This is a genomic window from Dactylosporangium darangshiense, from assembly GCF_039537565.1.
In the GTDB taxonomy this organism is placed as follows: domain Bacteria; phylum Actinomycetota; class Actinomycetes; order Mycobacteriales; family Micromonosporaceae; genus Dactylosporangium; species Dactylosporangium darangshiense.
On record NZ_BAABAT010000030.1, the window covers coordinates 106,386 to 132,279 of the forward strand.

Here is a 25,894-nt window from a genome sequence, read left to right on the forward strand (position 1 = left end):
GCGTGGCTCCCGATTGTTTCGAAACAATTGGTGGATTCGCCGTGACATTGACGCTATTGCTCAGGAAACGCGACGTCAATAAATCGCCGTTATCGAAACATTGCCAATCATTGCGAGGAGTTGGCCAGGCGCTTGCTGACGATGTCGAAGGCGACGGCGGCGATGAGCACGAGGCCCTTGATGGCCTGTTGCCAGGCGGCGTCGGCGCCGAGAATCGAAAGGCCCATGTTCAGCACGCCCATGATGAGTGCGCCGATCACGGCCCCGGTGATCTTGCCGATACCGCCGGTCACGGCCGTGCCGCCGATGAACGCCGCGGCGATCGCGTCCAATTCGTAGTTGGTGCCCGCGCCCGCCACGCCGGCGCCGGCGCGGGAGGTGGTGACGACCGCCGCGATGCCCGCGAGAACGCCCATGTTCACGAAGATCAGGAAAGTTACACGCTTCGTCTTCACGCCCGACAGTTTCGCCGCCGCGAGATTGCCGCCCATCGCGTAAATGTGCCGGCCGAAGACGGTGTTTCCCATGATGTACGTGTACAGCACCACGAGCGCGCCCACGATGATGAGGACGTTGGGGGTGCCGTCGGTGCTCTCGGCGAGCAGGTAGGTGATGTAGGCGGTGAGGGCCGCGAAGACCACGAGCTTGCCGATGAACGCGGCCGAGGGCTCCAGGCGCAGGTCGTAGCGGATCAGCTCGCGCCGGGAGCGCACCTGCGTGAAGACCAGCCCGCCGATCGCGATGACGCCGACGAGCAGCGTCATGCCGTCGAGGTTGCCCAGGAAGCCCAGCGCGTTGGGCAGCGACTTGGCCGCGATCGCGCCGAAGCCCTTGTCCTGCACCGGCACCGTCTGGCTGACGGCCAGCACCGCGAGGCCGCGGAAGAGCAGCATGCCGCCCAGGGTGACGATGAACGCCGGGATCCCGACGTAGGCGATCCAGAACCCCTGCCAGCAGCCGACCACGACGCCGATGGCGATGGACGCGGCGACCGCGACGGGCCAGGGCCAGTGCCACTCGGTGATCATGAGGGCGCAGTACCCGCCGATGAACGCCACGATCGAGCCGACGGACAGGTCGATGTGCTGCGCGACGATGACCATCACCATGCCGATGGCGAGGATCAGCACGTAGGCGTTCTGCTGGACCAGCGCCGCGACGTTGTCCGGGTACAGCAACCGGCCGTCGGTGAGGATCTGGAAGGTCACGACGATCGCGATGAGGATCGTCAGCATGCCGTACTGCCACAGGTTCTGCCCGAGGTAGCCGCGCAGCGACGACGTCTCGGCCGGCGCCGGCTCCTGCTTGGTCGCCTCCAGGGTGCTCACCGCGACACCCCACTCTTGTCCATGGTCATGTACCGCATCAGGCCCTCCTGGGTTGCCTCGGCGCGCTCCACCTCGCCGGTGATGCGCCCCTGGCTCATCGCGTAGATCCGGTCGCAGATCCCGAGCAGCTCCGGCAGCTCGGAGGAGATCACCACGACCGCCTTGCCGGCGTCGGCCAGCGCATTGATGATTTCGTAGATCTCGTACTTGGCGCCGACGTCGATGCCGCGCGTCGGCTCGTCGAGGATGAGCACCTCGGGCTCGGTGAAGAGCCACTTGCTCAGCACGACCTTCTGCTGGTTGCCGCCGGAGAGCTTGCCGGTGAGCACGGCGACGCTGTCGGCCTTGACCCGCATCTCCTTGCGCAGCTTCTCGGCCCGGTGCACCTCGGCGCCGGCGCTGACGATGCCGAGCCGGGAGACCGCCGCGAGCTTGGCCGCGGTGATGTTGCGCTTGATGTCCTCGATCAGGTTGAGGCCGTAGCGCTTGCGGTCCTCGGTCGCGTAGGCGATGCCGTGGCCGATCGCCTCGTCGACGCTGCGCGCCCGGATCTCCGTGCCGTGCAGGTGCAGCCGGCCCGAGATCCCGGTGCCGTAGCTGTGGCCGAACACGCTCATCGCCAACTCGGTACGCCCGGCGCCCATCAGCCCGGCGAGGCCGACGATCTCCCCCGAGCGCACGCGCAGGTTCGCGCCGTCGACGACGACGCGGCCGCGGTCGATCGGGTGGTGCACGGTCCAGTCCTCGATCCGCAGTACCTCCTGGCCGATCTTCGGAGTGTGCTCGGGGAAGCGGTGCGCGAGGTCCCGCCCGACCATGGCCCGGATGATCCGTTCCTCCGTGACGGGCTCCGCGCCGTGCATGTCGAAGGTGGCCACGGTACGACCGTCGCGGATCACGGTCGTGGTGTCGGCGATGGCGGCGATCTCGTTGAGCTTGTGCGAGATGATGATCGACGTGATCCCCTGCCCCTTGAGCTGGCGGATCAGGTCGAGCAGGTGCGCGGAGTCGGCGTCGTTGAGCGCGGCGGTCGGCTCGTCGAGGATAAGCAGGCGCACCTCCTTCGACAGCGCCTTGGCGATCTCGACCAGCTGCTGCTTGCCGACGCCGATGTCGAGGATCTTGGTGTCGGGCGCCTCGCGCAGCCCGACCCGCGCGAGCAGCTCCGCGGCCCGCCGGTTGGTCTGCGGCCAGTTGACGATCCCGCGGCTGGCTCGCTCGTTGCCCAGGAAGATGTTCTCGGCGATCGACAGGTACGGGCTGAGCGCCAGCTCCTGGTGGATGATCACGATCCCGCGGTGCTCGGAGTCGCGGATGGAGCGGAAGTGGCACGGCTCGCCGTCGAGCCGGATCTCGCCGTCGTAGCTGCCGTGCGGGTACACCCCGGAAAGGATCTTCATCAGGGTGCTCTTGCCGGCGCCGTTCTCGCCGCAGATGGCGTGCACCTCGCCGGCCTCGACGCTCATGGTGACGTCCTGCAGCGCCTTCACGCCGGGAAACGTCTTGGTGATACCGGCCATCTCAAGAATGGGCATGGGCGCTCCTCGATCTCTGCCCGCTCGCGACGATGGCCGGGCCCGCTCTCGGCGGACCCGGCCGGGCTACCTCGCTGGGATTACAGCCCCAGGTCGGAGGCCTTCAAGAAGCCGGAGTCGACGAGCTTCGACTTCACATCGTCCTTCGTGACGACGACGGGGGGAAGGAGATACGAGGGAACGACCTTGACGCCGTTGTTGTAGGTCTTGGTGTCGTTCGTCTCGACCGTGGTGTTCTTGGTGATCGCGTCGACCATCTTGGCGACCTGGTCACCGAGGGTCCGGGTGTCCTTCCAGACCGTCATGGTCTGCTTGCCCGCCAGGATGTTCTTCGTGTTGGCGAGGTCGCCGTCCTGACCGGTGAGCAGCGGCCAGTCGCCGCCGGGCTTGTACCCGTGCGAGTCCAGCGACTGGGCGATGCCCAGGGCGAGGGAGTCGTTCGGGGAGAGCACGACCTGGACCTTCTTGCCGCCGGTGTAGAACGAGTTGAGCCGGTTGTCCATCTCGGCCTGGGCCGTCTCCGTCTTCCAGCCGTTGATCGAGACCGTCTTCCAGTCGTCGTTGCTGGCGAGCTTCTTGCCCGACGGGATCACCAGCTTGCCGCTGTCGACGTACTGCTTGAGCACGTCCCAGGCGCCGGCGAAGAAGAACTTGGCGTTGTTGTCGTCCGAGGAGCCCGCGAACGGCTCGAGGTTGAAGGGGCCCTTGCCCTGGTCGAGCCCGAGCTTGGAGACGATGAACTGCCCCTGCAGCTGCCCGACCTTGTAGTTGTCGAAGGTCGCGTAGTAGTCCACGTTCGGCGTCGAGTTGATCAGCCGGTCGTACGCGATGACCTTGACCTTCTTGTCGGCCGCGGTCTGCAGCACCGGGGCGAGCGCCGTGCCGTCGATCGAGGCGATGACCAGGATCTTCGCCTTGTCGTTGATCATGTTCTGGATCTGGGTGATCTGCTGGTCGACCTTGTTGTCGGCGTACTGCAGCGAGGTCTTGTAGCCGGCCTTCTTCAGCAGGTCCTCGAGGTGGGAGCCGTCGTTGTTCCAGCGCTCGAGGCTGCGGGTCGGCATGGCGATGCCGACCAGCGCGGGCCCGCTGTCGGCGTTGCTGTCGCCGGCGTCGTTGCGCGTCTTGCTGCATGCCGAGGTCGTAGCCAGCAGCGCAGCCAAAGCGGTGGCGGCCAGGATCCTGAGTGTCTTGGACATCCCCGGCGCCTCCTTTCTATCGGGAGGGGTGTCGCGCAGGGGTTTGTTATGGCCGCGAACATACCTGCCCCACGGGATGATCGTGCGTAACAGATCGGTAACACCATGGTCGGCTCCCTTGCGGCCCAACGGTTTTCGAAACACCGCGGATCGTGCAACGATCCGCGTGCGGTTCAGGCCCGCGAAACGGGGTAGGTGGCTCGGCCATGCCCGACAGCGTTGCCCGCGCCGTGCGCTTCGACCGCTTCGGCGGCCCCGAGGTGCTCTACGTGACCGAGATCCCGATGCCCGAGCCCGGCCCCGGCGAGGTGGTGGTGGCGGTGCGCGCCGCCGGCGTCAACCCCGGCGAGAGCGGCATCCGCAGCGGTGCCCTCGAGCGCCTCTACAAGACCACCCTCCCCAGCGGCCAGGGCAGCGACCTGGCCGGCGTCGTGACCGCGACCGCTCCCGGCGTCACGGACTTCGCGATCGGCGACGAGGTGCTGGGCTTCTCGTGGTCGCGTTCGAGCCACGCGACGCACACCGCGGTACCCGTGACCCAGCTCATCCCCAAGCCGCAAGCGCTTTCCTGGGAGGTCGCGGGCGCGCTCTACGTGGTGGCGTGCACTGCCTACGCCGCCGTGCGCGCGATCGGCGTCAAGCCCGGCGAGACCGTCGCGGTGTCGGCCGCGGCGGGCGGCGTCGGCACCGTGACGGTCCAACTGCTGCGCCATCTCGGCGCCCGCGTGCTCGGCATCGCGTCACCGTCCAATGCGGACTGGCTCGCCGCGCACGGCGCCGTCCAGGTCTCCTACGACGACGGCCTGCGGGACCGCCTTCGCGCCGAGGCCCCCGACGCGTTCATCGACCTGTTCGGCCCGCAGTATGTGGATCTGGCCGTCTCCCTGGGCATCCCGCACGACCGGATCGAGACCATCATCGCCTTCGAGGCCGCGGCCCGGCTGGGCGTGAAGGCCGAGGGCAGCGAGCAGGCGTCCACTGTGGAGGTACTGCACCACATGGCCGACCTCGTCGCCTCCGGCGTCATCGAGATCCCGATCGCCGCCACCTACCCGCTCGACCGCGTCGCCGACGCCTACCGCGAGGTAGACCGCCGTCACACCCGCGGCAAGATCGTCCTGCTCCCCTGACGGCTTCGCGCTATGGCCAGCCGCAGCCACGGGCTGACGAAGATGGCGGCGTAGATGAGCGTGATCCACGGCTGGTAGTCGACGTAGAACTGGTGCGGCGTCAGCGACCACGGGTTGTGCACCACGACGAACCCCACGAAGTCGACGACCATCGCGGCCACGGTCCACACGACCGACAGCCGCAGCGTCTCGCGCACGGGATCGCGCCCGTCCGCCCGCCGCCAGTACAGCCACGCGAAGGGCGTGAAGACCAGAACCATGATCAGGACGTGGAACGGCACGGTCGCCGTGAACGACGGCGACAGCACCGGGCTGACGGCTCGGGCGTCGGCGTCCTCGGTGTGGTTGATCGTGGCGTAGATCAGCGTGCTCGCCCCGGCCAGCACGGTGACGATCGCATAGGCCGCGGCGAAGCAGCCGAGCGCCCTCCCTGTTCGCATTGACATCCCCCGTCCGTGTTTTGTGTAAGGCTTACACTAAATCGGATGGCACACTGAGTCAATGCACGACAGCCTTCTGGCTTCCTGGACCATGGGCTCGGGGGCGCAGAGCACCGGCCGCGGCCGCCGCCCCACCGTCGACCTGGCCGGCATCGTCGCCGCCGGCGTCGCGCTGGCCGATGCCGAGGGCCTGACCGGCGTCTCCATGCCGCGGGTGGCGCGGGAGGTGGGCGTGACGCAGAACGCGCTGTACCGCCACGTCTCCTCGAAGGAAGAGCTCCTGCTCCTGATCGCGGACGCCGGCAGCGGCACCCCGCCTTCGCTGGACTCTGCGGACTGGCGCGCGGCGGCCCGCGCCTGGGCCGAGGCCCTGATCGACCGCTACGCCACCCGCCCGTGGCTGCTCGACGTGGGCCTGCGCGCGCCCTTCACCCGCAACGTGGTCCTCTGGACGGAGGCGTTCCTGCAGGCCACCCGCCCGACCGGCCTGCCGGTCAGCATCCGCCTGGAGTTCGCTCTCCTGCTGGACGGCCACGCTCGCCACGTGGCGGCCTTGCGCCGCGACCGGGCTGCGGCCCCGCTGGACTCGGACTTCGCCGCGCTCCTGCCACTCATGGAGGCCGCGGACTGCCCCGAGTACGTCTCATTCTTGCGCGCCCCGGCCCCGCAACCGCCGGACTTCGGCCTGTCCCGCCTCCTGGACTCGATGACGGCTTACATCGGACGTCCCATCAATGTGGACGGCGGTTTCACCGCCTGACCCCACGCCCGGGTCCGCGCGCTCGGCCGCCGGGTCCGCGGGTCAGCCGACGGACGCGACGGCCCGGCGCAGGGCGGTCAGCGATGCCTCGACATCAGCATCATCGGTCGACCAGTTGGAGACGGACACGCGCAGCACGGCACGCCCGCGCCAGCGCGAGCCGGACATCCACGCGGTGCCCTCGGCGAGCAGCGCCCGGGTCACCGCCGCGGTGCGCTCGTCGTCGCCGAACGCGGCGCACACCTGGGTGAAGACCACGTCGTTGAGCACCTCGGCGCCGTCGATCGCGGCGATGCCGTCCGCCAGCCGCCGCGCGTGGCCGGCGAGCCCCTCGACGAGATCCGCCACGCCGCGGCGCCCGAGCGAGCGCAGCGCCGCCCACACGGGCACGCCGCGCGCCCGGCGCGACAGCTCCGGGACCTTCTCGAGCGGGTCGGCGGGCCCGCCGGGCCCGGCGGGCTCGATGAGGTAGCTGGCCTGCACCCCCATCGCCGCCCGCAGCGCGCCGGGGTCCGCGACGATCACGATCCCGCAGTCGTACGGCACGTTCAGGGTCTTGTGCGCGTCCGTCGCCCACGAGTCGGCGGCCGCTAGGCCCGGCAGGTGATGGCGCAGCGCGGGCGCGGCCACCGCCCACAGCCCGAACGCGCCGTCGACGTGGACCCAGGCACCATGGCGGTGCGCGAGCTCGGCGGCGGCGCCGACAGGGTCGAACGCTCCACTGTGGACATTACCGGCCTGCAGGCACACGATCACGGGCGCGTCGCCCGCCGCCGTCAGGGCCTCGGCGAGGGCGTCGAGGCGGATGCGGCCCTGGTCGTCGACGGCGACCGGGGTCGGCGCGCCCAGGCCGAGGTGGCGCAGCGCGAGGTCGACGGTGTCGTGGCGCTCCTCGCCGACCAGCACGCGGATGCGCGGCGCGCCCGCGAGGCCTTCGCGGTCGAGGTCCCAGCCGCGGCGGGCCAGGACGTGGCGGCGGGCCGCGGCCAGGCCGGTGAAGTTCGCCATCGTGGCCCCGGTGACGAACCCGACGTCGCTGCCCGCGGGCAGGCCCAGCAGGTCGACGAGCCACGCGCCGGCGGCCTCCTCGATCGCGGCGACGGCCGGCGTCGGGTACCGCATCGCAGCGTTCTGGTCCCAGGCGCTCACGAGCCAGTCGGCGCCGAGCGCGGCGGGCAGCGTGCCGCCGATGACCCAGCCGTAGAAGCGCCCGGACGGCATCGCCATCAGGCCCGGCTCGGCGGCGCGGGCGAGCGCCTCGACGACCTCGGCGGGGTCGGACGGCCCGTCGGGCAGCACGCCGCCGAACGCCGGGGCGAGCGCGTCGGCGTCGACGCGGGGCGGCACGGCGCGGTCGGGCAGCGAGCCCAGCCAGGCGCGGGCGTGTGCGGAGGCCGCGTCCAGCGCGGCGTCGTAGGCGTCCTTCTTCGCGCTCATGCCCCTACTCTGCTCTCGTGCACCCTTCACACTCGACGACCACCCCCGAGGAAGTGGCCGCTCTTGGCAACCAGCTGATCGAGATCCACCAGCGCTTGCGCCTGGCCATGTCCGATTTAAGCGACGTTTCTGGAAATATCATGGTGAAGTGTCTCGCGTTCTGCGGGGCGCTCGAACGGCATCACACCGGCGAGGAGCGTGGCATGTTCCGCGTGCTCGCCGCGAAACATCCCGAGCTGCGGCCGGTCATCGACGAGCTGCGCCGCGACCACGAGCAGATCGCCGAGATCCTGCGCCGCGTCGCGGCCGCGCCGAGCCGCGACGAGCTCGCCGGCCTCGCCGCGCTGATGGAGTCGCACTTCACGTACGAGGAGCGCAAGCTGGTCGAGGCCCTCAACCGGCTGCGGTGAACCGCTCCAGCAGGATGGCGAGCCGCCGGTCGCGGAACCGCGCCGGCAGCCGCCCGCCGCGGGCCAGCGTCGCCAGGCCGTGCAGCGCCGCCCAGTACGTCTCGGTGAGCAGCCCGAGGTCCTCGCCCCCGGCATAGGGCCGCAGCGCCTCGGCCAGCTCGCCGAACCCAGCCCGCAGCGACTCCGGCGCGTCGGCCATGGCGAACGGCAGGTCCACGGCGTGGGCGAACATGGCGTCGTACAGCGCGGGCCGCCGCTCGGCGAACCCGAGGTACACCGAACCGACGCCCGCCAGCGCTCGCGCCGGGTCCGGCTCCCCCGCCCGCACCGCCCGGAGCTGCGCGGCAAGGTCCGCGAACCCCTCCACGGCGACCGCGGCCATGATCGCGCCCATGCTCTTGAAGTGGCTGTAGAGCACCGGCTGGCTGTACTCCACCCGGTCCGCGAGGCGCCGCGTGGTCACCGCCTCCCAGCCTTCGGCCTCGGCCAGCTCGCGGGCCGCGGTCACGATCAGCCGCTCCCGGTCGGCCCGCTCCCGCTCGCGCCGCTCCCGAATACTCATGCTCGACATCCTAGCACTGCTAGTGTTAGCGTCGCACCTGTTCCTAGCGCTGCTAGATTTTGGAGCCCGACATGCTGACCCCCATCGCATACGGCCTGGCCATCGTCCTCGACCTGCTGGTGCTGCTCATCGGCGCCCGCTTCCTGCTCACACCTGGAGCCGCCGCGACCGGCTACGGCGTGCCGGCCAAGCCGGACGGCGACCGCGCCTACCTGACGATCAAGGGCCTGCGCGACGCCACGTACGGCGTCATGGGCCTCGCCCTGCTGGCCTTCGCCGGCGCCCGCGCCGAGGCCTGGTTCATGCTGATCGTCGCCCTGGTCCCGCTGTTCGACACCGTGATCGTGCTGCGCAACGGGGGCACCAAGGCGGTCGCGTTCGGCATCCACTTCGCCACCGCGGTCACCGTCCTCGTCAGCGCGGCGTTGCTGTTCGCCGCATGAAGCCCCATGAACGCGCCCGCGAGTCAGGCGGGCGGGTCCGGCAGGCGTTCGAGGCGGCTCCAGCCGGCCCACCCGCGCTCGCGCATCAGGTCCAGCATGCGCTGCGCCCGCGGGTCGGACTCGATGGCGAGCGCGTGCACGAGGTCGAACGGGAGATCGTCGCGCGCCCCCTCGTCGAGGTCCGTCTCGCCGGCGGCGTAGGCCTGCTCCGCCAGGCCGGCCATGATATCGGCGGCCTCCTCCAGCAGCGGGTCGTCGGCCCCGTCGCTCTCGATGATCTCGGACAGGACTCGATAGAGCCGGACGAGTCGCGGGTCCTCGAGCATCGCGAACTTTCCGGGCATGATGTCGCTGATGCGGTCGGGCCAGCGGGCCGCGACCAGGATCCAGCCGTCCCGCTCGCCCGCAACGATCCGCTCCGACGCCCCGATCTCCCGGAGCCGATCGAGATAGGCGGTCACCTCCGGCGGCAGCGCCAGGCTGTCGCCGGCAGCCAGCTGCGCGATCTGTTTGCGGCTGGTCTCGAGCCGTTCGATCTCGTCGCGCAGTTGGTCGTCGATGCGGTGGACCGCCTCGGCGAAGGCGGGCGCGTCGGCGGCGAGCATCGGGCCGATCTGCGACAGCGGTACGCCGGCGTTGGCGAGCGTTCGGATCCTGATGAGGGCGACGACCGCCGCCGCGCCGTAGCGGCGGTAGCCCGAGGCGTCCCGCTCCGGCTCCGGCAGGAGCCCGACCTGGTGGTAGTGGCGCACCGCCCGCACCGTGACGCCCGCGTACGCCGCGAGTTGACCGATCGTCAGCATGCTCTGATCCTGCCCCTCAACGCCACCGTAACCAGGTCGGCACCCGCTCAGGAGATCCGGCGGCGGTAGGACATGTTGGCGAAGATGTAAGCAACGACGAGGATGCCGGCGCACCAGGCGAGGGCGATCCAGATGTCGGTGCCGACCGGCTGCTGGGTGAGCAGGCCGCGGATCGTGTTGACGATGGAGGTCGCCGGCTGGTGGTCGGCGAAGGCGCGCACCGGGCCGGGCATGGTGTCGGTGGGCACGAAGGCCGAGCTGATGAACGGCAGGAAGATCAGCGGGTAGGAGAACGCGCTGGCGCCGTCGATGCTCTTCGCGGTGAGGCCGGGGATGACCGCGATCCACGTCAACGCCAGGATGAACAGGACCAGGATGCCGGCGACCCCGAGCCAGGGCAGCACTCCGGCGCCCGAGCGGAAGCCCATGATCAGGGCAACGCCGATGACCACCGCGAGCGAGATCACGTTGGCGACCAGCGAGGTCAGCACGTGCGCCCACAGCACGCCCGAGCGGGCGATGGGCATGGACTGGAACCGCTCGAAGATCCCGCCCCGCATGTCGGTGAAGAGCCGGAACGCGGTGTACGAGATGCCCGATGCGATGGTGATGAGCAGGATGCCGGGCAGCATGTAGTTCACGTACGAGACCGACCCGGTGTCGATCGCGCCGCCGAACACGTAGACGAACAGCAGCATGATGGCGATCGGTGTGATCGCGGTCGTGATGATGGTGTCCAGGCTGCGGGTGACGTGGCGCATGGTCCGTCCGGTGAGGACGGCGGTGTCGCCCCAGAAATGCGTGGCCATGGTCGCTTCCCCTACTGCTTGGTGTCGCCGACGACCGCGAGGAAGACGTCCTCGAGGGAGGGCTGCTTCTCGACGTACTCGACCTTGGCCGGCGGCAGCAGCCGCTTGAGCTCCTCGAGGGTGCCGTCGACGATGATCCGGCCCTGGTGGAGGATCGCGATCCGGTCGGCGAGCTGCTCGGCCTCCTCCAGGTACTGCGTGGTGAGCAGCACGGTCGTGCCACCCTCGGCGAGCTCCTTGACGGCCTGCCACACCTCGATGCGCGCCTCCGGGTCCAGCCCGGCCGTGGGCTCGTCGAGGAAGATGACCGGCGGGCTCCCGATGAGACTCATCGCGATGTCCAGGCGGCGGCGCATGCCGCCGGAGTACGTCGCCGCTCTGCGGGCGCCCGCCTCGGTCAGCGAGAAGCGCCGCAGCAGGTCGTCCGCGATCCCGCCGGGGTCCTTGAGGTGGCGCAGCCGGGCGACCAGCACGAGGTTCTCCCGACCGCTGAGGATCTCGTCGACCGCCGCGAACTGGCCGGTGAGGCTGATGGACTCGCGCACGTCGGCGGCCTGCGTCGCGACGTCGAAGCCGTTGACCCGGGCCGTCCCCGCATCGGCCTTGAGCAGCGTGGACAGGATCCTCACCAGCGTGGTCTTGCCGGCGCCGTTCGAGCCGAGCAGGGCGAAGATGCTGCCGCGGGCCACCTCGAGGTCGACGCCGCGCAGCACGCGCAGCTCCTTGTACGACTTCTCCAGGCCCTGCACCTGGATCGCCGGCCCATGGGCCTGGCTGGTTGCCGGAGGGATGTTCATGGCAGCCAGCATGGAGGGCTGACGCAGCGTCAAGGTCAAGCCCGCGGGGCAGATTCGTCCAGAACAACACCGGCCTGCAGAGACAGTTGCAGGGCCAGGCGCGCGTCGGGGTCGTCCAGAGCGGCGCCGAAGAGTTCCCGTAGGCGGCGCAGGCGGTAGCGGACCGTCTGCGGGTGGGTGTGCAGGGCCTGCGCCGCCGGGATGACCTGGCCCTGGGCGCGCAGCCAGGCGTGCAACGTCTCCGCCAGGGTCCGGCGGGTAGCGGGGCTGGCCGCCGACAGCGGGGCCAGCGAACGGTCCGCCAGGCGGGCGGCGACGCCGGGCTCCCACGAGAGCAGCAGCGCGACCAGGTGGTCGTCGCAGTCGAGCGGGCCGTCGGGGAGGCGGGCGGACTGCTGGAGGGACAGTGCGCGGCGCGAGATGCGGTACGAGCGGCGGGCCTCGCGCAGCGGTACCACCGGGCCGATCGCGGCGCGGCGGCCGGACAGGGCGCGGTCGAGTAACACGGCCGCGGGGCAGAGCAGGCGGGTGGCGCCGTCGATGACGGTGGCGATCGTGCCGCCGGCCGCGGCGCGGGCCAGGTGCTCGGCGTCGGTGCCCTCGACGCTGACGGCGCGCACGCGCGACGGCAGGGGCCAGCGGGCGGCCTCGGCGGCGGCCTGCAGCGCGGGCTCGGCCGGCGGGTCGGGCTGCACGAGCAGGGTGATGAGGCGGCGGCGCGCCTGCGCCCAGTCGTGTGCGGCGTCGCGCTGCTCGTCGAGGTAGCCCTCCGCGGCGGCGCCGGCGAGGGCGTCGACGTAGCCGAAGAGGGCCGCGGCGATGACGTACAGCTCCGGTGGCTCGGCCGGGCCGGGGCTCTCCACCAAGGCGGCCCACAGCGTCTGGGCGCCGACGGTCAGGATCGACCGCAGGGCGTCGACGCGGTGGCCCTCGCGGTACTCCGTGCGGCCCAGGCCGGCGAACACGGCCAGGGTGGGCTCCAGGTCGGCGCCGGAGGTGAACGTCGCCACCGCCGTCTCCACCCCGAACGTCAGGCCGTGGCCCTGGCCGCCGGACAGCGAGCGGCCCTGCGCGCGCATCGCCTCGCGAACGGCGGCGACGACGCTGTCCAGGAGTACCGGATGGATGGAACGTAAGTGGGTTCTTGTCACCGCGGTGACAAAGTCCGGCGCGTTTTGTGGCGAAGGCACCAACGATTTTGGCATGCACGTGCCTAGCCTGGTCGGGTGGATGCGGATGTGATCGTTGTCGGGGCCGGGCTGGCCGGGTTGGTGGCCGCGGCCGAGGTGGCCGACGCGGGCAAGCGGGTGATCCTGCTGGACCAGGAGCCGGAGCAGAGCCTCGGCGGGCAGGCGTTCTGGTCGTTCGGCGGGCTGTTCCTCGTCGACTCGCCGGAGCAGCGACGGATGGGCATCCGCGACTCCGTCGACCTTGCCTGGCAGGACTGGCTCGGCAGTGCGCAGTTCGACCGGGCCGAGGACGAGTGGCCGCGGCGCTGGGCGGAGGCCTACGTGCAGTTCGCCGCGGGCGAGAAGCGGGCCTGGCTGCGCGCCATGGGGCATCGGCTGTTCCCGGTGGTCGGGTGGGCCGAGCGGGGCGGCGGGCCGGCCGACGGGCACGGCAACTCGGTGCCGCGCTTCCACATCACGTGGGGCACCGGGCCGGGCGTGGTCGAGCCGTTCGTACGCCGGGTCCGCGCCACCGATCGCGTCCAGCTGCGCTTCCGTCACCGCGTCGACGAGCTGCTGCCCGGCGGGATCGTGCGCGGCACGATCCTCGAGCCGAGCTCCGTCCTTCGTGGACAGAGCAGCTCCCGCACGGCGGTCGGGGACTTCGAGCTGTCGGCGCAGGCGGTCATCGTCACCTCGGGCGGCATCGGCGGCGACCACGACCTGGTGCGCAAGGCGTGGCCGGCCCGGCTCGGCGCGCCGCCGCGGCGGATGGTGGCCGGGGTGCCGGCGCACGTCGACGGGCGGATGCTGGGCATCACCGAGGCGGCCGGCGGGCGCGTCATCAACCCGGACCGGATGTGGCACTACACCGAGGGGCTGCGCAACTGGGACCCGGTGTGGCCCAACCACGGCATCCGCATCCTGCCGGGGCCGTCGTCGCTGTGGCTGGACGCGACCGGCAGGCGGCTGCCGGCGCCGTGCTTCCCGGGCTTCGACACGCTGGGGACGCTCGGGCACATCACCGCCACGGGGTACGACCACAGCTGGTTCATCCTGACCCAGAAGATCATCGAGAAGGAGTTCGCGCTGTCGGGCTCCGAGCAGAACCCGGACCTGACGAACAAGAGCGTGCGGCAGGTGCTGCAGCGGGTGAAGAAGGGCGCGCCCGGGCCGGTCGAGGCGTTCAAGCAGCACGGCGCCGACTTCGTGGTGGCGTCCACATTGGACGAGCTCGTCGCCGGGATGCAGCGGCTGGAGCCGGACGTGCCGCTGGACGCCGCGCAGATCCGCCGGGTCGTCGAGGCGCGCGACCGGGAGATGGCCAACGCGTTCACCAAGGACGCGCAGATCACGGCGATCCGCGGCGCCCGGTCGTACCGCGGCGACAAGCTCATCCGCGTCGCCACACCGCACCGGCTGCTGGACCCGAAGGCGGGTCCGCTGATCGCGGTACGGCTGAACATCCTCACCCGCAAGACGCTCGGCGGGCTGGAGACCGACCTGCAGGCCCGCGTGCTGCGCGCCGACGGCTCCCCGCTGCCCGGCGTCTACGCAGCCGGCGAGGTCGCCGGGTTCGGCGGCGGGGGCATGCACGGGTACAACTCCCTCGAAGGCACCTTCCTCGGCGGCTGCCTGTTCTCGGGGCGCACCGCCGGGCGGGCCGCGGCGGCCGCCGTCTAGGGCCGGGGCACGACCTGCGAGTGCCGGGACTGCAAGGCGACGACGACCTCGGCGGTGCCGAGGACCAGCGCCGTGATCCCGGTCAGCAGCACCAGCGCGTGCAGCGACAGGCCCGGCCAGGCCAGGAACAGCAGGCCCACCACGATGGACGCGGCGGCCAGGGCGAACAGGCCCAGCCTCGCCCGGCCCCGCGCCATCAGGCCGAGCAGCAGCTCGGCGATGCCGCTGAGCAGCCAGGCGAGGCCGATGATGACGGACAGGGCCATCACCCCTCTCGCGGTGTTGACCATGCACGTCGCGCCGACGACGAGCAGGATCAGGCCCAGCGCGCCGTCGATGACCTGCTGGGTGAGCCCCTGCGCCTTGTTGAACGCGCTGACCAGGCGCATGACGCCGAGGCCGGCGATCCAGATGCCGGCGAGCAGGCCCAGCAGCCGCAGGGTGGCGTCGGGCTGCACCAGGACCGCGATGCCGAAGACGGCAGTGACCACCCCGATGGCGAGCAGCGGCCAGAACGGCACGGTCGCCGTCGTCGCGGGTTTCGAAGCGGTGGTCGTCATGCGGTACCCCCTGAAGCGGTTTGGCTTTTCAAGGCTTTTCGCCACGACACGACGATCGCGGTGACGGGCGGGGCCAGGAACACGCCGAACAGCCCGCCGATCACGGCGCCGAGAATGGTGACGCCGAGCACGACCACGGGGTGCAGGCCAAGCGCGCGGCCGAACACCGTGGGGCGCAGGATGCCCTCGAGGATGTTCTGCGTGATGAGGACGATCAGCAGCATCCACAGCGCGGCGGGCACCCCGCCGGAGCCGAGGGCCACGGCGACCGCGAACGCGGCGGAGATCCAGGCGCCGAGGTAGGGCACGTATGCCGCGACGAACGTGATCACCGCGATCGTGCCGGCCATCGGCAGGTTCAGCAGGATCGCGCCGAGGGTGATGACGGCGGCGTCCATCATCGCGATGACGGTGGTGCCGAACATGTATCGCCGGAACTGGTAGGCGGCGCTGCGCACCAGCTCGCGGGCCAGGCCCGGCCGCTGCGGCACCCGCGACTCGATGAGGGCGATGCAGCGCTCGCCGTCGCGGAAGACGTAGAAGAGCAGGTACCCGCCGATGAGGACGCCCACGGCGAGCTGCACCACCACGACTGCGGTGCTGGCCAAAGCGGTGCCGATGCCGGTCAGCGCGCTGCGCCAGCCCGGCCACTGCCGTAGCGCCTTCACCGGGTCGGCGCCGAGCTGGTGGTGCAGCCACTCCCCGGCGTGCTCCAGCGCGCGCGTCCACTGTGGAGCCTCCTCGGCGACGGCGAGGCCGAACAGGACGATGAGGACGATGAGGCCCAGTGGCACCGCGAGGGCCCCGACCAGGGCCGCCACCCCGGCCGGGACCCCGCGGCGGCGGAGGCGGTCGACGACGGGTTGCAGGGTCGCGCCGACAACGGCCACCACCAGGAGGGGCAGGACGAGCGGGAGCAGCACACCGACGGCGATCACCAGCAGCGCGGCGCCGATGATGAGGCCTGCGGTGGACCAGCCCAGCCGCCCGTAGTGCCCGAGTCGCCCGAGAGGGCCGGTGAGGTCAGGCACGGGCCCGGCCGGCGGTTGCGTTGCCGTTCGCACCGACGCCGGAGGCCGGCCCGGTGCCCAGCAGCGCCGCCTTGGCGCGGGTGTACTCCGCATCGGTCAGCACGCCGCGCTGCTTGAGGTCGGCGAGCTTGGTCAGTTCGTCCGCGGTGCTCTGTCCGGGCGCGGCGTCGCGGGCCTGTTCCCGCACGTAGTCGCGGACCCGGGCCTCCTGTTGCGAGGCGCGTTCGGCGGCCCGTGCGTTCATCGACTTACCGCGGGCGATGAGGTACACCAGCGCACCCAGCCACGGAAAGACGATGAGGAACACGGTCCAGGCGGCCTTCGCCCAGCCGCCCAGCGAGTGGTCCCGGAAGACGTCCGTGAGGATGCTGACCATGAGCCAGATCCAGGCGAACACCACCATGAACCACAGCGTCGACAGCACGACGTCACCGAACGAGATGTCGTCCATTGCCTGCCTCCCGACTGCTTGCCACCATGTGGCATCGGCGCGGGGCCGGGTGACCCCGACCAATCCAGCGTCTGCTTCCATTCCCCACCCGCCATCCCCCAGCGGGGGCGAGCGGGGCGGTAGAGTCGGCGCACATGCGACGACCGCCCCTCTCCGGCCTGCTGGCGCTCGCGGCGACCGTGCCCGGGGTCGTCGTCGGCCTCGCCGGGGCCGAGCCGCCCGCGGGCGTGGCCGCGCTCGTGTTCGGCGCGGCGATCGTCGGTGCCGCGTTCCTGCTCGCCTGGGCGGCGGAGGCGGCGCAGGTCGACGTGTCGGCGGGGCTCGCCGTCGCGGTGCTGGCGCTGATCGCGGTCCTGCCCGAGTACTCCGTCGACTTCGTGTTCACCTGGCGCGGCGGCGAGGCGGCGGCGCAGTACGGCGCGGCGTGCGCACCGCCGGGCGACGCGACGCCGGCGTGCTCGCTGGCCCTGGCGAACATGACCGGGGCCAACCGCATCCTCGTCGGCGTCGGCTGGGTCCTTGTCGTGCTCATCGCGTGGCGGCGCTCGAAGGGGCGCGGCATCCGGCTGGGGCGGGCGGATGCGGTACCGCTGGCCTTCCTCACGATCGCGTCGCTCTACTGCCTGCTGCTGCCGTTCAAGCGCACGCTGACGCTGTGGGACACGGCTGTGCTCGTCGCGCTGTTCGTCGCCTACAGCTGGCGGGTGTCGCGGGCGCCGGCCGGCGAGCCCGACCTCATCGGCCCGTCGGCGTGGGTCGGCAACCTGCCGAAGGCGCGGCGGCGCACCGCCGTCGTCGCGCTGTTCGTCGTGTCCGCGGGCGTGATCCTGCTTTCCGCCGAGCCGTTCGCGCAGGGGCTCGTCGACACCGGCGCGCAGCTGGGCATCAGCCAGTTCCTGCTGGTGCAGTGGGTGGCGCCGCTGGCCTCGGAGGCGCCGGAGCTGCTGGTGGCCGGGCTGTACGCGTGGCGGTTGCACACCACGGAGGCGCTCGGCGCGCTGGTGTCCTCGAAGGTCAACCAGTGGACGCTGCTCGTCGGCACGCTGCCGGCCGTCTTCGCGATCTCCAGCGGCGGGGTGTCGGGCCTGCCGATCGAGATGGCGCAGCGCGGCGAGCTGCTGCTGACCGCCGCCCAGTCACTGCTGGCGATCGCGCTGCTGCTCGGGCTGACGCTGAGCCTGCGCTCGGCCCTGCTGCTGGCCGGGCTGTTCTTCACGCAGTTCGCGCTCGCCGCCGTGGTGCCGCAGCGTTGGCACGACCGGGAGCTGTTCGGGCTGTCGCTGGTGTACCTGGCCCTGGCCGTCGTCGCGGTGGTGCGCAAGCGCCGCGAGGTCCTGCCGATGCTGCGCGACGGGCTGCTGGCCCGCTACGACGAACTCGGCCCGGACCTGCGCTGCGGCACCACGGGCGGGGGGCGGCTGCGGCTGCGGTCCCGCCACCCCGCTCGAATCCTTCGTGGTTAGTTGGTGGTCTCGTTGCCGAGGTGGCCCATCGCCTCGGCGGTCCACTGGCCGTAGGAGGTGCTCTGCTCGCGCGACTCGCGGGTCCAGCGCCCGCCGTCGATCAGCCCGCCGCGGGTGGCGAGCACCGGGTCGACGGCGAGCAGGGCCGCGTTGCCGAACAGGGCGACGGCGAGCCCGGCCCGCTCCGGCGACAGGTTCGCGCCGGCGCGGGGGCCGGCGTTCACGACCTCGACGAGGTCGCGCTCGCCGGCCCGCAGCCGCTGCAGCCGCCGCACGCCGGCCGCCGTGCGCCGCGGCACGAACCACAGCGCCGCGGCCACGCCGGCCAGGATCACCGGCATCGCGACGAGCGGCGGCGCGCCCAGCCGCGCCACCGCCCACGCCGGCACCGCCAGCAGCGCGGCCGGCACGCACAGGCGCACCCAGGGCGGGCGCACCTGCCGGCGCCCGCGCAGCGCGCCGCGCAGCTCCGCCAGGGCCTCGCGGACCCGCGGCCGGTTGGTGATCTCCTTCGGGCCGGTCCAGCCGAGCAGGGCGTTGTACAGCGCCCGCTCGAGCGGCTCCGCGTCGCGGGGCGCCGGCCCGGTCCGGTTGATGCGGCCGCGCTCGTCGGTTTCGAGGCGGCCGCGGCGGTACAGCATGATGAGCCCGGCCCGCACCGCCAGCCACTCCCCGCCGGCCAGGTAGGCGATCTCGGTCGCCCGCAGCTCCCTGGTGGTTCCTCCCCCGTCCATGCCCGCAGTGTGCGCCCGCCGCGCCACCCGGCCGGAAGTGTGGCCGCCCGGTAGTGTGCTCACGCGTGACGGATCGACGGCGACTGACGAGTCAGCGGCTGCTGGCGCTCACGATTGCGGCGATGACGCTGGTCGTAGCGCTCGGCTCGTGGGCCGGCTGGGCGTCGCTGGCCGACACCACGCGCGCCTCCGACCGCCTCCAGCAGCGCATCTCCCCCGCCGCGACCGCGGTCGTGGAACTCGGCGCGGCGCTGGTCGACCAGGAGACGAGCGTGCGCGGCTACCTGCTCACGCGCGACGCACAGTTCCTCGCCCCGTACCGCGACGGCCTCGCGACCGAGCGGCGGGTCCTGGCCGACCTGCACGGGCTGCTGTCCGCCGAGCCGGGCCTGCCGGCGATGCTCGACCGGGTCGAGTCGGGCGCCGCGGTGTGGCGCGCCCGGTACGCCGAGCCGCTCATCGCCGCCCCGGACCCGCAGTCGCCGCTGGTCGTGCCGGGCAAGGCGGCCTTCGACGTCCTGCGCGCCGACGTGGCGGCGTTGCAGCAGCGCGTGGACGCGGCCCGTTCCGACGGCCGGCGCGCCCTGGAGGACGCCCGCCAGCGCCGCGACACGATCTTCACCGCGATCGTCGCGGGCCTGCTCGTCGGCCTGCTGGCGATCGCGCTGCTGCTGCAGTGGGCCGTGCTGCGCCCGCTCGAGCGCCTGCAGGGCGCCGTGCGCCGCGTCGCGGACGGCGACTTCGACCACCGCGTGCCCGCCGCCGGCCCGCGCGACCTGGCCGAGCTCGGCGCCGACGTCGAGGCGATGCGCGGCCGGATCGTCGCCGCGCTCGCCGACAGCCGCGCCCAGCAGGAGCTCCTGCGCCGCTCGAACTCGGACCTCGAGCAGTTCGCCTACGTCGCCTCGCACGACCTGCAGGAGCCGCTACGCAAGATCGCGTCGTTCTGCCAGATGCTCCAGCGCCGGTACTCGCCCCAGCTCGACGACCGCGCCCAGCAGTACATCGCCTTCGCCGTTGACGGCGCGACCCGCATGCAGGCCCTGATCAACGACCTGCTCGCGTTCTCGCGCGTCGGCCGCGTCTACGACAGCGTCGCTGAGGTCGACCTGAACGCCACGCTGCGCCGCGTCCGCTCCGACCTCGCGGTGCGTCTCGAGGACGCGGGCGCCGAGGTCGAGTGCCCGCGGCTGCCGGTGATCCAGGGCGACTCGACGCTGCTCGCGATGCTCTGGCAGAACCTCATCAGCAACGCCGTGAAGTTCCGCAAGCCCGACGCGGCCCCGCGCATCGCGATCGGCGCCGCCCCGGACTCGCCCGCATCGGCCATCTCACCCGCCTCGGCCGAGGGCCCCGGCGCGGACAACCAAAACGGAGCAACCGCACAGGACGGCGCGGACGGGCAGGACGTGGCTGAGTGGCGCTTCTGGGTGCAGGACAACGGGATCGGGATCGAGCCGCAGTTCGAGGACAAGGTGTTCGTCATCTTCCAGCGGCTGCACCCGCGCGACGTGTACCCGGGCACGGGCATCGGGCTGGCGATCTGCAAGCGGATCGTCGAGCACCACGGCGGGCGGATCTGGCTCGACGCGGACTACACCGCGGGGGCCAGGATCTGCTTCACGCTTCCCGCGCGGCAGGCGGGTCGTCAGGGCGCTTCGTCGGACTCGGGCATCGGGCACCTTCGCTGAGGTCGGCAATGGCGGATCGGGTGACGCATCTCGGCGGCGGGCCCGACGGCTTATTCCACCGTACATGACCCGACCAAACCGCATCGATGCGCCGATACTCGCCGTGACCGATACGCGACTAGCGGTACCGCTTGCCGTAGAACAGGTAGAGAGCGGGGCCGATCGGGAACGACAGGACGATGATGAGCGCCCAGGTGTTGCGGTCGAAGTAGCGCAGCTGGGTGTCGCTGGTGTTCGACAGGTCCGCCAGGACGCGGCGGTCGAACCAGACGACCACGCTCAGGAGTGCGATCGCGGTGATCAGGGCGACCGTTGTGCTGTTCACCCGTACAGCGAACTCCGCGGCCCGGCCCCCGGTCAAGTCAGGGCTCGCCGAGGGCCGAGTCGCGGCGGTCGAGCGCGAGCTGCAGGCGGCGGCGGGTGGCGTCGGAGATCTCGCCGGCCGCGTGCAGGCGGTCGAGCTCGCGCAGCTCGGCGGCGATGAGCTCGCGGCGTACCGCGCGCAGGGACACGTCCGCCAGGCTGTGCTCCGCCGACGGGTCGCGGTGCTCGTCGATGCGATGGCGCAGGGTCTTGCGGAGGACGGCTTCGGCTTCCGGGGGTACCACATCCAGCTCGTCCAGACGCGCCAGCGCCGCCCTGGCGGTGCGGACGTCCGCGAGGACCTCCTCGGCGCGCACGTCGGCCGTGGAGGCGGCGATCCCGGACCGGCGCACCAGCGGGCTCAGCGTGAAGCCCTGCGCGGTGAGGGTCAGCACGATGACGGCGGCGGTCAGCGTGATGACCAGCTCGCGGCCGGGCAGGCCGGTGCCGGCATCGGTGAGCAGCGGCAGCGACAGCGCGGCGGCCAGGGGCAGCACGCCGCGGGCGCCGGCCCACGACACGACGACGGCAGTACGCCAGGCCAGGCGCCGGCGGGGGGCCTGCGACAGGAACGCCGCCAGCGGCGCGACCCACAGGAACCGCACCGCGAGCATCGTGCCGGCGATCGCCACCACCTGCCACAGCAGCACGGCGGGCCTGGTCGCCACGTCGGCTACGAAGCCCGGCAGGGTCAGGCCGATGACGGCGAACACCACCGACTCGAGCAGGAAGACCACGGTGCCGTACACGGCGTGAAGCTGCAGCCGGATGCCGGGGTTGGTCAGGCTCGCCGAGAGCCCGCCGAGGATGACGCTCGCGACGACGACCGCGGTGACTCCGGAGACGTGCACGGCCTCCGCGGCGACGTACGCGACGTAGGGCGTCAGCAGCGCGATCACCGTCTCCAGCACCGGGTCCTCGGTGCGCCGGCGGATCACGGCCACGCACGCGGCGACCGCGGCGCCGATGGCCGCGCCGCCGCCGGCCAGCAGCACGAACTGCCCGGCCGCCCGCTGCCACGACAGCGCGCCGCCAGCCGCCGCACCGGCGACCGCGACCCGGAACAGCACCAGGCTCGTGGCGTCGTTGAACAGGCTCTCGCCCTGCAGCAGCGTGTGCACCCGCGCCGGCAGCGGCAGCCGGCGCCCGAGCGCGGTGACCGCGACCGGGTCGGTGCTGGCGAGGATCGCGCCGAGGACGAACGCCATCGAGGCGGGCAGCCCGGTGACCGCGGCGGCGACGACGCCGACGGCCGCGGCCGAGGCGAGCACGAGCCCGAACGCGAGCACCGTCACCGGCCGCCAGACGCGGCGCAGCTCACGCCACGAGAGGTCCTCGCCGGCGGCGTACAGCAGCGGCGGCAGCACGACGAGGGAGACGACCTGCGGGTCGATGCTGATGCGCGGCACGAACGGCAGCAGCCCGACGGCGACGCCGGCGGCCACCAGCAGCGACGGCGCCGGAAGCCGCAGCCGCCGGGCCGAGACGGCCACCACGGTCGCGACGACGACCAACGCCAGCACGGTCTCGACACTCTGCACTGCTCGCCGCCTCCTGCCCAGCCCGCATCGACTGCCGACCAGACTTCCCGGCGCACCAAGAGCTCAAGCCTAGACGCCGCTGCGCGGCGCGGGCACCGACCGTTCGGTGAGGGCGAATCGCGCCAGCTCCATCCAGCGTCCGCCACAGGAGCAGCGACGGTACCGCACGAGCCCCTCCGACGTCGCATGCGACGACTCGACGACGGCGCCTGCGCAGGGGCGCCCACAACGGCTGCAGTCTCTCATGGGTCCAGCGTGCTGTAATGGCCTTGTGCAGTTCAACCATTACGGCGGGACGGGCGCGTTCCTGGCCGCCGCGCTGCTCAACACCGCCGACTTCTCGCCCGCGGCGCTGTGCCGCGTGCTGACCGAGCACGAGATGACCAGCCGCAGCCTCGACGAGCCGCAGGCCCGCGCGCTCGCCGGGTGGATCGCGAGTGTCCGCCCGGTGTTCGGCGCCGCGGACCAGGGCGAGCAGATCGCCCTGGTCAACGCGCTGCTGACGGACGCCACGACCTCGGTGCGCGTGTCCCGCCACGACGGCCGCCCGCCGCACATGCACTTCATCACCGGCACCGACGATCCGGTGGTGCGGGTCCGGGCCGCGATCGCGGGCGGCCTTGCCGTGGCGATCTGCGGCGCGGGCGGCTCCCGGCTGGGCCGCTGCGCCCGGGAGGGCTGCGCGGTCGTCTACGTCGACACGTCGCGCAACGGCCGCCGCCACTACTGCTCGACGACCTGCGCGAACCGCGTGAACGTGGCGGCACACCGGGCCCGTGCCCGGTAGTGCCCGCTTTTCCCGACAAGTCGGGCGCTGGCGCGCCGCGACTTGTCGGATTTATACCCTGACGAGCGATAAATCGGATCAGAGTGTCGGCGACAGGTATCAGCCGCGCATAACCGAAACACATCATGTAGGCGTCGGTCAGGTCGTCACGGGCTGGGGATAAGCCACCGGGCTGCGGTGGCCGTCGTGGTCGACGGCGCGTACGCCGAAGTGGACGTTGTCCTTCGCCACGTCGATCGTGGCCGTGGTGACGTCGCCGACCGGGATCACGTGGGTCCACTCCGGGGCGGTGCTGTCGCGCCACAGGACCTCGTAGCCCGCCAGGTCCGGCTCGGTGCCCCGCGTCCAGCGCAGCGTCGTGTCGTTGGTCAGGACCGCGGCCACGATGCCGACGCCCGCCGGGGTGGCGGGTGCCTGGGCCAGGGACCACAGGGTGGCGGCGTTGACCCTGGCGACGCGCGCCATGTAGCCGAAGTCGCAGAACTGCGGCAGGTCGCCGAACTGCACGCCGTTCTCGACGCGCACGTCCTGGTGCTCGTGGTCGAAGTTCTCGCGCGGCTCGGTGAAGCGGCCCGCGGGGTACCCCTGCTGTAGGAACGGGATGTGGTCGCTGCCGCGCAGGAAGCGGTCGCGGCGCCACACCACGCGGATGCGCATGCCCGTCGCGTCGTTCTCGGCGACGTCGCGCACAAAGCGGGCCAGCTGGCGGGACGGGCCGTCGTCCTCGCCGCCGACGGACTGGCGGGTGGCGGCCTGCGCCGGGGTCTCCGACGTCGGCACGCCCTCGACGAACAGGCGCAGCGTGCGCGGGTCGGGCGAGGTGCCGTCCCACGCCTGGCTCGCGCCGACGATGTCGTTGCTGAACATCGCGGCGACGTTGGCGGAGGCGGCCTTCAGCTGGGCGGCGAAGTAGGTCGAGCCGAACAGGCCCTGCTCCTCGCCGGCGAAGGCGACGAACACGATCGTCGACTCCGTCGGGCGGGTGGCGAAGACGCGGGCCAGCTCGAGTACCACGGCGACGCCCGAGGCGTCGTCGTCGGCGCCCGGGGCGTCGTCGGTGAAGTTCAGCACGTCGGTGATGCGCGAGTCGTAGTGGCCGCTGACGACGTGGACGCGGTCCGGTGAGACCGTGCCGCGCAGCGTGGCGACGATGTTGGTGACGGTGACCGGCTCGGGGTTGCGCGCGCCGGGCGGCTGCACGAACGACTGCCGCTCGACGGTCATCCGGCCGCCGGAGGCGGCGGCGACGGCCTGGAACTGGGCGTAGAGCCAGTCGCGGGCGGCGCCGATGCCCCGGGCCGGGTCGGTCTGGCTCGACAGGGTGTGGCGGGTGCCGAAGGCGACGAGGCGCAGCACGGTGGCCTTGATCCGCCGGTCGTCGATCTCCCCGAGCAGCCGGCGCAGCTCACGCTCGGGTGATTGCGGCCTGACACTCGAGGACTCAGCGGCGGAGGCGGAGGCGGGCGCGGCCAGTGCGAGTGGTACGGCGGCGGTGGCCGCGACGAGGAGGGCGCGCCTGGTGGGCGCGGGTGAGGTAGATGACTCCATGCCTTCGCATCCTGGCCCGACCACATCGATATGTAAACACGTGTCGATGTCGTACGAATATCGTCAACGACGGGTGCAAGCGGCCCCAGCAGTGCCATCGTCAAGACATGTCCAATCCGTCAGTGACCCTCGACCCCACCGCAGCCTGGCTCATCGACCGCACCGCCGGCGGGCCGTCGCCCTCGATCGTGCTCGGCGACGGGCCCGTGCCGCCCGGCGGGCTGCGGCTGCACGTCACGCCCGGATCGCTCGGCGCCGGGCGGCCGCTCGTCGTGCGCGGCAACACCACCGGCACCGCCCCCACGCTGCGGGTGCTCGCACCGGACCTGGTGCCGGCCGTCGCCGCGGTGCTGCTCGTCATCCGCGACCGGACCGGCCGGGTGCCGCGCCTGTCGTGCGCGTGGCCGTCCCACCGGGCGCTGAGCGAGGTCGTCAGCCTGATCGACCCGGCGGTGTTCTCGGTGCCGCGGCTGCGCAGCCTCCTGCGCCGCGCCGAGCCGTCCGCGGCCCGCCGCCCGCTCGTCATGGCGGACCTGGCGTAACGGCACGAAGGGCAACGTCAGGTGATCGCGTCGGCGACGGCGACCCGGGTCGGGTCGGGGTTGGCCCAGCTCCAGTTGGGGTGTGCCCGGTTGGTGAGCAGGACCAGGACGAGCTGCTTGCTGGGGTCGACGACGAGCTCGCAGCCGGTGAACCCGGTGTGGCCGAAGGAGCCCGGGGAGGCGAGGCGGCCCATGAACCAGGGCTGGTCGAGCTCGAGGCCTATCCCGTGGGTCGAGGTGCGGTTGGGGCGGTCGACGTCGGTGGCGGGCAGGCCGGCGTTGTAGTTGCGCAGCATCCGGGCGACGGTCGCCTCGGCGAGGACGCGCTTGCCGCCCGTCTGGCCACCGCCCAGCAGCATGCGGCCGACGGCTGCGAGGCCGGCGGCGGTGGTGAAGATGCCGGCGGAGCCCGCGACGCCGCCGAGGACGTTGCAGATGTCGTCGTGGACGGTGCCGCGCAGCAGGCCGCGGGAGGTGCGGGCGTCGGTGGCGACGAGCCGGGTGGCCTTGTCGGCGGCCGACAGCCAGCCGAGGGGCCTTCAGGAACTCGACGAGCTTGGCGCTGTAGGGCGCGGCGAGGATCTGGCCGGCGGGCGGCGGGCTCGCGCCGGCCGAGCCCAAGCCGGCGGCGCCCTCCTCCCCCACTTCCCCCACTTCGGGACCGGCGGAGCCGGTCGA

At 72.0% G+C, this 25,894-nt stretch carries 27 protein-coding genes; 9 read left to right on the forward strand and 18 right to left on the reverse strand.

The features are described from left to right. Positions 1–107 precede the first annotated feature (107 nt). From mmsB to chvE, 3 genes are all read right to left on the reverse strand, one after another. Entirely contained in the window at positions 108–1,328 is a 1,221-nt protein-coding gene (gene mmsB / locus ABD901_RS39205) for a multiple monosaccharide ABC transporter permease (RefSeq protein WP_345135239.1), read from the reverse strand. Beyond that, a complete protein-coding gene (gene mmsA / locus ABD901_RS39210) occupies positions 1,325–2,863 on the reverse strand; it encodes a multiple monosaccharide ABC transporter ATP-binding protein (protein ID WP_345135240.1) in 1,539 nt (512 codons plus the stop codon). Before mmsA ends, mmsB begins: the two co-directional genes overlap by 4 nt. 80 nt (positions 2,864–2,943) lie before the next feature. Beyond that, positions 2,944–4,062, reverse strand: coding sequence for a multiple monosaccharide ABC transporter substrate-binding protein (gene chvE, locus ABD901_RS39215; RefSeq protein WP_345135241.1), 1,119 nt, complete (start codon positions 4,060–4,062; stop codon positions 2,944–2,946). 206 nt (positions 4,063–4,268) lie between these two features. On the opposite strand from chvE, the gene ABD901_RS39220 reads away from it, so the two are divergent. Next, complete coding sequence (locus ABD901_RS39220; protein ID WP_345135243.1) at positions 4,269–5,192, forward strand: NADP-dependent oxidoreductase; 924 nt, start codon at positions 4,269–4,271, stop codon at positions 5,190–5,192. Here the strand turns inward: ABD901_RS39220 and ABD901_RS39225 are convergent. Continuing rightward, positions 5,159–5,632 (reverse strand): hypothetical protein, encoded by a 474-nt coding sequence (locus ABD901_RS39225; RefSeq protein WP_345135244.1) that lies wholly within the window; start codon positions 5,630–5,632, stop codon positions 5,159–5,161. The genes ABD901_RS39220 and ABD901_RS39225 overlap by 34 nt on opposite strands. 61 nt (positions 5,633–5,693) lie before the next feature. Here ABD901_RS39225 and ABD901_RS39230 point away from each other — a divergent pair, with 61 nt between their 5' ends. Then, a complete protein-coding gene (locus ABD901_RS39230; protein WP_345135246.1) occupies positions 5,694–6,392 on the forward strand; it encodes a helix-turn-helix domain-containing protein in 699 nt (232 codons plus the stop codon). Positions 6,393–6,434: 42 nt separating this feature from the next. On the opposite strand, the gene ABD901_RS39235 is transcribed toward ABD901_RS39230, so the two are convergent. Beyond that, complete coding sequence (locus tag ABD901_RS39235; RefSeq protein ID WP_345135248.1) at positions 6,435–7,829, reverse strand: pyridoxal phosphate-dependent decarboxylase family protein; 1,395 nt, start codon at positions 7,827–7,829, stop codon at positions 6,435–6,437. Between the two features lie 17 nt (positions 7,830–7,846). Between ABD901_RS39235 and ABD901_RS39240 the strand changes: the two genes are divergently transcribed. After that, positions 7,847–8,239 (forward strand): hemerythrin domain-containing protein, encoded by a 393-nt coding sequence (locus ABD901_RS39240; RefSeq protein WP_345135250.1) that lies wholly within the window; start codon positions 7,847–7,849, stop codon positions 8,237–8,239. On the opposite strand, the gene ABD901_RS39245 is transcribed toward ABD901_RS39240, so the two are convergent. After that, positions 8,223–8,801 carry a TetR/AcrR family transcriptional regulator gene (locus ABD901_RS39245; protein WP_345135251.1) on the reverse strand — a complete coding sequence of 193 codons (579 nt, stop codon included), beginning with the start codon at positions 8,799–8,801 and terminating at the stop codon, positions 8,223–8,225. The genes ABD901_RS39240 and ABD901_RS39245 overlap by 17 nt on opposite strands. Before the next feature lie 71 nt (positions 8,802–8,872). On the opposite strand from ABD901_RS39245, the gene ABD901_RS39250 reads away from it, so the two are divergent. Beyond that, positions 8,873–9,244, forward strand: a complete 372-nt coding sequence (locus ABD901_RS39250; protein ID WP_345135253.1) for a DUF4267 domain-containing protein — start codon at positions 8,873–8,875, stop codon at positions 9,242–9,244. Positions 9,245–9,267: 23 nt separating this feature from the next. Here the strand turns inward: ABD901_RS39250 and ABD901_RS39255 are convergent, their stop codons facing one another. From ABD901_RS39255 to ABD901_RS39270, 4 genes are read right to left on the reverse strand one after another with little or no spacing between them, the layout of a single operon-like run. Then, positions 9,268–10,047: a MerR family transcriptional regulator gene (locus tag ABD901_RS39255; protein WP_345135255.1), complete on the reverse strand. Its 780-nt coding sequence runs from the start codon at positions 10,045–10,047 to the stop codon at positions 9,268–9,270. A 47-nt stretch (positions 10,048–10,094) separates the two neighbouring features. Continuing rightward, a complete protein-coding gene (locus tag ABD901_RS39260) occupies positions 10,095–10,856 on the reverse strand; it encodes an ABC transporter permease (RefSeq protein WP_345135257.1) in 762 nt (253 codons plus the stop codon). A gap of 11 nt (positions 10,857–10,867) precedes the next feature. Beyond that, positions 10,868–11,653 (reverse strand): ABC transporter ATP-binding protein, encoded by a 786-nt coding sequence (locus ABD901_RS39265; RefSeq protein WP_345135259.1) that lies wholly within the window; start codon positions 11,651–11,653, stop codon positions 10,868–10,870. 35 nt (positions 11,654–11,688) lie between these two features. Further along, the gene (locus ABD901_RS39270; RefSeq protein ID WP_345135261.1) at positions 11,689–12,804 is read right to left on the reverse strand and encodes a PucR family transcriptional regulator; all 1,116 of its coding nucleotides are present in this window, start codon (positions 12,802–12,804) and stop codon (positions 11,689–11,691) included. A 75-nt stretch (positions 12,805–12,879) separates the two neighbouring features. On the opposite strand from ABD901_RS39270, the gene ABD901_RS39275 reads away from it, so the two are divergent. After that, on the forward strand, positions 12,880–14,505 hold the full coding sequence (locus ABD901_RS39275) for an FAD-binding dehydrogenase (RefSeq protein ID WP_345135264.1): 1,626 nt from the start codon (positions 12,880–12,882) through the stop codon (positions 14,503–14,505). Here the strand turns inward: ABD901_RS39275 and ABD901_RS39280 are convergent. From ABD901_RS39280 to ABD901_RS39290, 3 genes are read right to left on the reverse strand one after another with little or no spacing between them, the layout of a single operon-like run. Continuing rightward, entirely contained in the window at positions 14,502–15,065 is a 564-nt protein-coding gene (locus ABD901_RS39280; protein ID WP_345135266.1) for an HdeD family acid-resistance protein, read from the reverse strand. The two genes, ABD901_RS39275 and ABD901_RS39280, sit on opposite strands and share 4 nt — an antisense overlap. Continuing rightward, a complete protein-coding gene (locus ABD901_RS39285; protein ID WP_345135267.1) occupies positions 15,062–16,096 on the reverse strand; it encodes an AI-2E family transporter in 1,035 nt (344 codons plus the stop codon). Before ABD901_RS39285 ends, ABD901_RS39280 begins: the two co-directional genes overlap by 4 nt. Continuing rightward, on the reverse strand, positions 16,089–16,547 hold the full coding sequence (locus tag ABD901_RS39290; protein WP_345135268.1) for a PLDc N-terminal domain-containing protein: 459 nt from the start codon (positions 16,545–16,547) through the stop codon (positions 16,089–16,091). Before ABD901_RS39290 ends, ABD901_RS39285 begins: the two co-directional genes overlap by 8 nt. Positions 16,548–16,681: 134 nt before the next feature. Here ABD901_RS39290 and ABD901_RS39295 point away from each other — a divergent pair, with 134 nt between their 5' ends. Further along, positions 16,682–18,010, forward strand: a complete 1,329-nt coding sequence (locus ABD901_RS39295) for a sodium:proton exchanger (RefSeq protein ID WP_345135270.1) — start codon at positions 16,682–16,684, stop codon at positions 18,008–18,010. Here the strand turns inward: ABD901_RS39295 and ABD901_RS39300 are convergent. Next, a complete protein-coding gene (locus ABD901_RS39300) occupies positions 18,007–18,807 on the reverse strand; it encodes a TIGR04222 domain-containing membrane protein (RefSeq protein WP_345135272.1) in 801 nt (266 codons plus the stop codon). The two genes, ABD901_RS39295 and ABD901_RS39300, sit on opposite strands and share 4 nt — an antisense overlap. A 59-nt stretch (positions 18,808–18,866) precedes the next feature. Between ABD901_RS39300 and ABD901_RS39305 the strand changes: the two genes are divergently transcribed. Further along, positions 18,867–20,435 carry a sensor histidine kinase gene (locus tag ABD901_RS39305; RefSeq protein ID WP_345135274.1) on the forward strand — a complete coding sequence of 523 codons (1,569 nt, stop codon included), beginning with the start codon at positions 18,867–18,869 and terminating at the stop codon, positions 20,433–20,435. 118 nt (positions 20,436–20,553) lie between these two features. On the opposite strand, the gene ABD901_RS39310 is transcribed toward ABD901_RS39305, so the two are convergent. Continuing rightward, on the reverse strand, positions 20,554–20,760 hold the full coding sequence (locus tag ABD901_RS39310; RefSeq protein WP_345135276.1) for a hypothetical protein: 207 nt from the start codon (positions 20,758–20,760) through the stop codon (positions 20,554–20,556). Between the two features lie 37 nt (positions 20,761–20,797). Continuing rightward, positions 20,798–22,339 carry a Na+/H+ antiporter gene (locus ABD901_RS39315; protein WP_345135278.1) on the reverse strand — a complete coding sequence of 514 codons (1,542 nt, stop codon included), beginning with the start codon at positions 22,337–22,339 and terminating at the stop codon, positions 20,798–20,800. Positions 22,340–22,610: 271 nt separating this feature from the next. Here ABD901_RS39315 and ABD901_RS39320 point away from each other — a divergent pair, with 271 nt between their 5' ends. After that, positions 22,611–23,126, forward strand: coding sequence for a CGNR zinc finger domain-containing protein (locus ABD901_RS39320; RefSeq protein WP_345135280.1), 516 nt, complete (start codon positions 22,611–22,613; stop codon positions 23,124–23,126). A 138-nt stretch (positions 23,127–23,264) separates the two neighbouring features. Here the strand turns inward: ABD901_RS39320 and ABD901_RS39325 are convergent, their stop codons facing one another. Further along, on the reverse strand, positions 23,265–24,674 hold the full coding sequence (locus ABD901_RS39325; RefSeq protein WP_345135282.1) for a M20/M25/M40 family metallo-hydrolase: 1,410 nt from the start codon (positions 24,672–24,674) through the stop codon (positions 23,265–23,267). A gap of 107 nt (positions 24,675–24,781) precedes the next feature. Here ABD901_RS39325 and ABD901_RS39330 point away from each other — a divergent pair, with 107 nt between their 5' ends. Continuing rightward, on the forward strand, positions 24,782–25,216 hold the full coding sequence (locus tag ABD901_RS39330) for a hypothetical protein (RefSeq protein WP_345135284.1): 435 nt from the start codon (positions 24,782–24,784) through the stop codon (positions 25,214–25,216). A 17-nt stretch (positions 25,217–25,233) separates the two neighbouring features. On the opposite strand, the gene ABD901_RS39335 is transcribed toward ABD901_RS39330, so the two are convergent. Beyond that, the gene (locus tag ABD901_RS39335) at positions 25,234–25,740 is read right to left on the reverse strand and encodes a serine hydrolase domain-containing protein (protein WP_345135298.1); all 507 of its coding nucleotides are present in this window, start codon (positions 25,738–25,740) and stop codon (positions 25,234–25,236) included. Positions 25,741–25,894: the final 154 nt, after the last annotated feature.

Bases quoted from the DNA above. Each gene is read 5' to 3' on its own strand.
- mmsA (WP_345135240.1), bottom strand. From the start codon at position 2,863: ATGCCCATTCTTGAGATGGCCGGTATCACCAAGACGTTTCCCGGCGTG.
- chvE (WP_345135241.1), bottom strand. From the start codon at position 4,062: ATGTCCAAGACACTCAGGATCCTGGCCGCCACCGCTTTGGCTGCGCTG.
- ABD901_RS39220 (WP_345135243.1), top strand. From the start codon at position 4,269: ATGCCCGACAGCGTTGCCCGCGCCGTGCGCTTCGACCGCTTCGGCGGC.
- ABD901_RS39225 (WP_345135244.1), bottom strand. From the start codon at position 5,632: ATGCGAACAGGGAGGGCGCTCGGCTGCTTCGCCGCGGCCTATGCGATC.
- ABD901_RS39230 (WP_345135246.1), top strand. From the start codon at position 5,694: ATGCACGACAGCCTTCTGGCTTCCTGGACCATGGGCTCGGGGGCGCAG.
- ABD901_RS39235 (WP_345135248.1), bottom strand. From the start codon at position 7,829: ATGAGCGCGAAGAAGGACGCCTACGACGCCGCGCTGGACGCGGCCTCC.
- ABD901_RS39245 (WP_345135251.1), bottom strand. From the start codon at position 8,801: ATGAGTATTCGGGAGCGGCGCGAGCGGGAGCGGGCCGACCGGGAGCGG.
- ABD901_RS39250 (WP_345135253.1), top strand. From the start codon at position 8,873: ATGCTGACCCCCATCGCATACGGCCTGGCCATCGTCCTCGACCTGCTG.
- ABD901_RS39255 (WP_345135255.1), bottom strand. From the start codon at position 10,047: ATGCTGACGATCGGTCAACTCGCGGCGTACGCGGGCGTCACGGTGCGG.
- ABD901_RS39260 (WP_345135257.1), bottom strand. From the start codon at position 10,856: ATGGCCACGCATTTCTGGGGCGACACCGCCGTCCTCACCGGACGGACC.
- ABD901_RS39265 (WP_345135259.1), bottom strand. From the start codon at position 11,653: ATGAACATCCCTCCGGCAACCAGCCAGGCCCATGGGCCGGCGATCCAG.
- ABD901_RS39280 (WP_345135266.1), bottom strand. From the start codon at position 15,065: ATGACGACCACCGCTTCGAAACCCGCGACGACGGCGACCGTGCCGTTC.
- ABD901_RS39290 (WP_345135268.1), bottom strand. From the start codon at position 16,547: ATGGACGACATCTCGTTCGGTGACGTCGTGCTGTCGACGCTGTGGTTC.
- ABD901_RS39295 (WP_345135270.1), top strand. From the start codon at position 16,682: ATGCGACGACCGCCCCTCTCCGGCCTGCTGGCGCTCGCGGCGACCGTG.
- ABD901_RS39305 (WP_345135274.1), top strand. From the start codon at position 18,867: ATGACGCTGGTCGTAGCGCTCGGCTCGTGGGCCGGCTGGGCGTCGCTG.
- ABD901_RS39325 (WP_345135282.1), bottom strand. From the start codon at position 24,674: ATGGAGTCATCTACCTCACCCGCGCCCACCAGGCGCGCCCTCCTCGTC.
- ABD901_RS39330 (WP_345135284.1), top strand. From the start codon at position 24,782: ATGTCCAATCCGTCAGTGACCCTCGACCCCACCGCAGCCTGGCTCATC.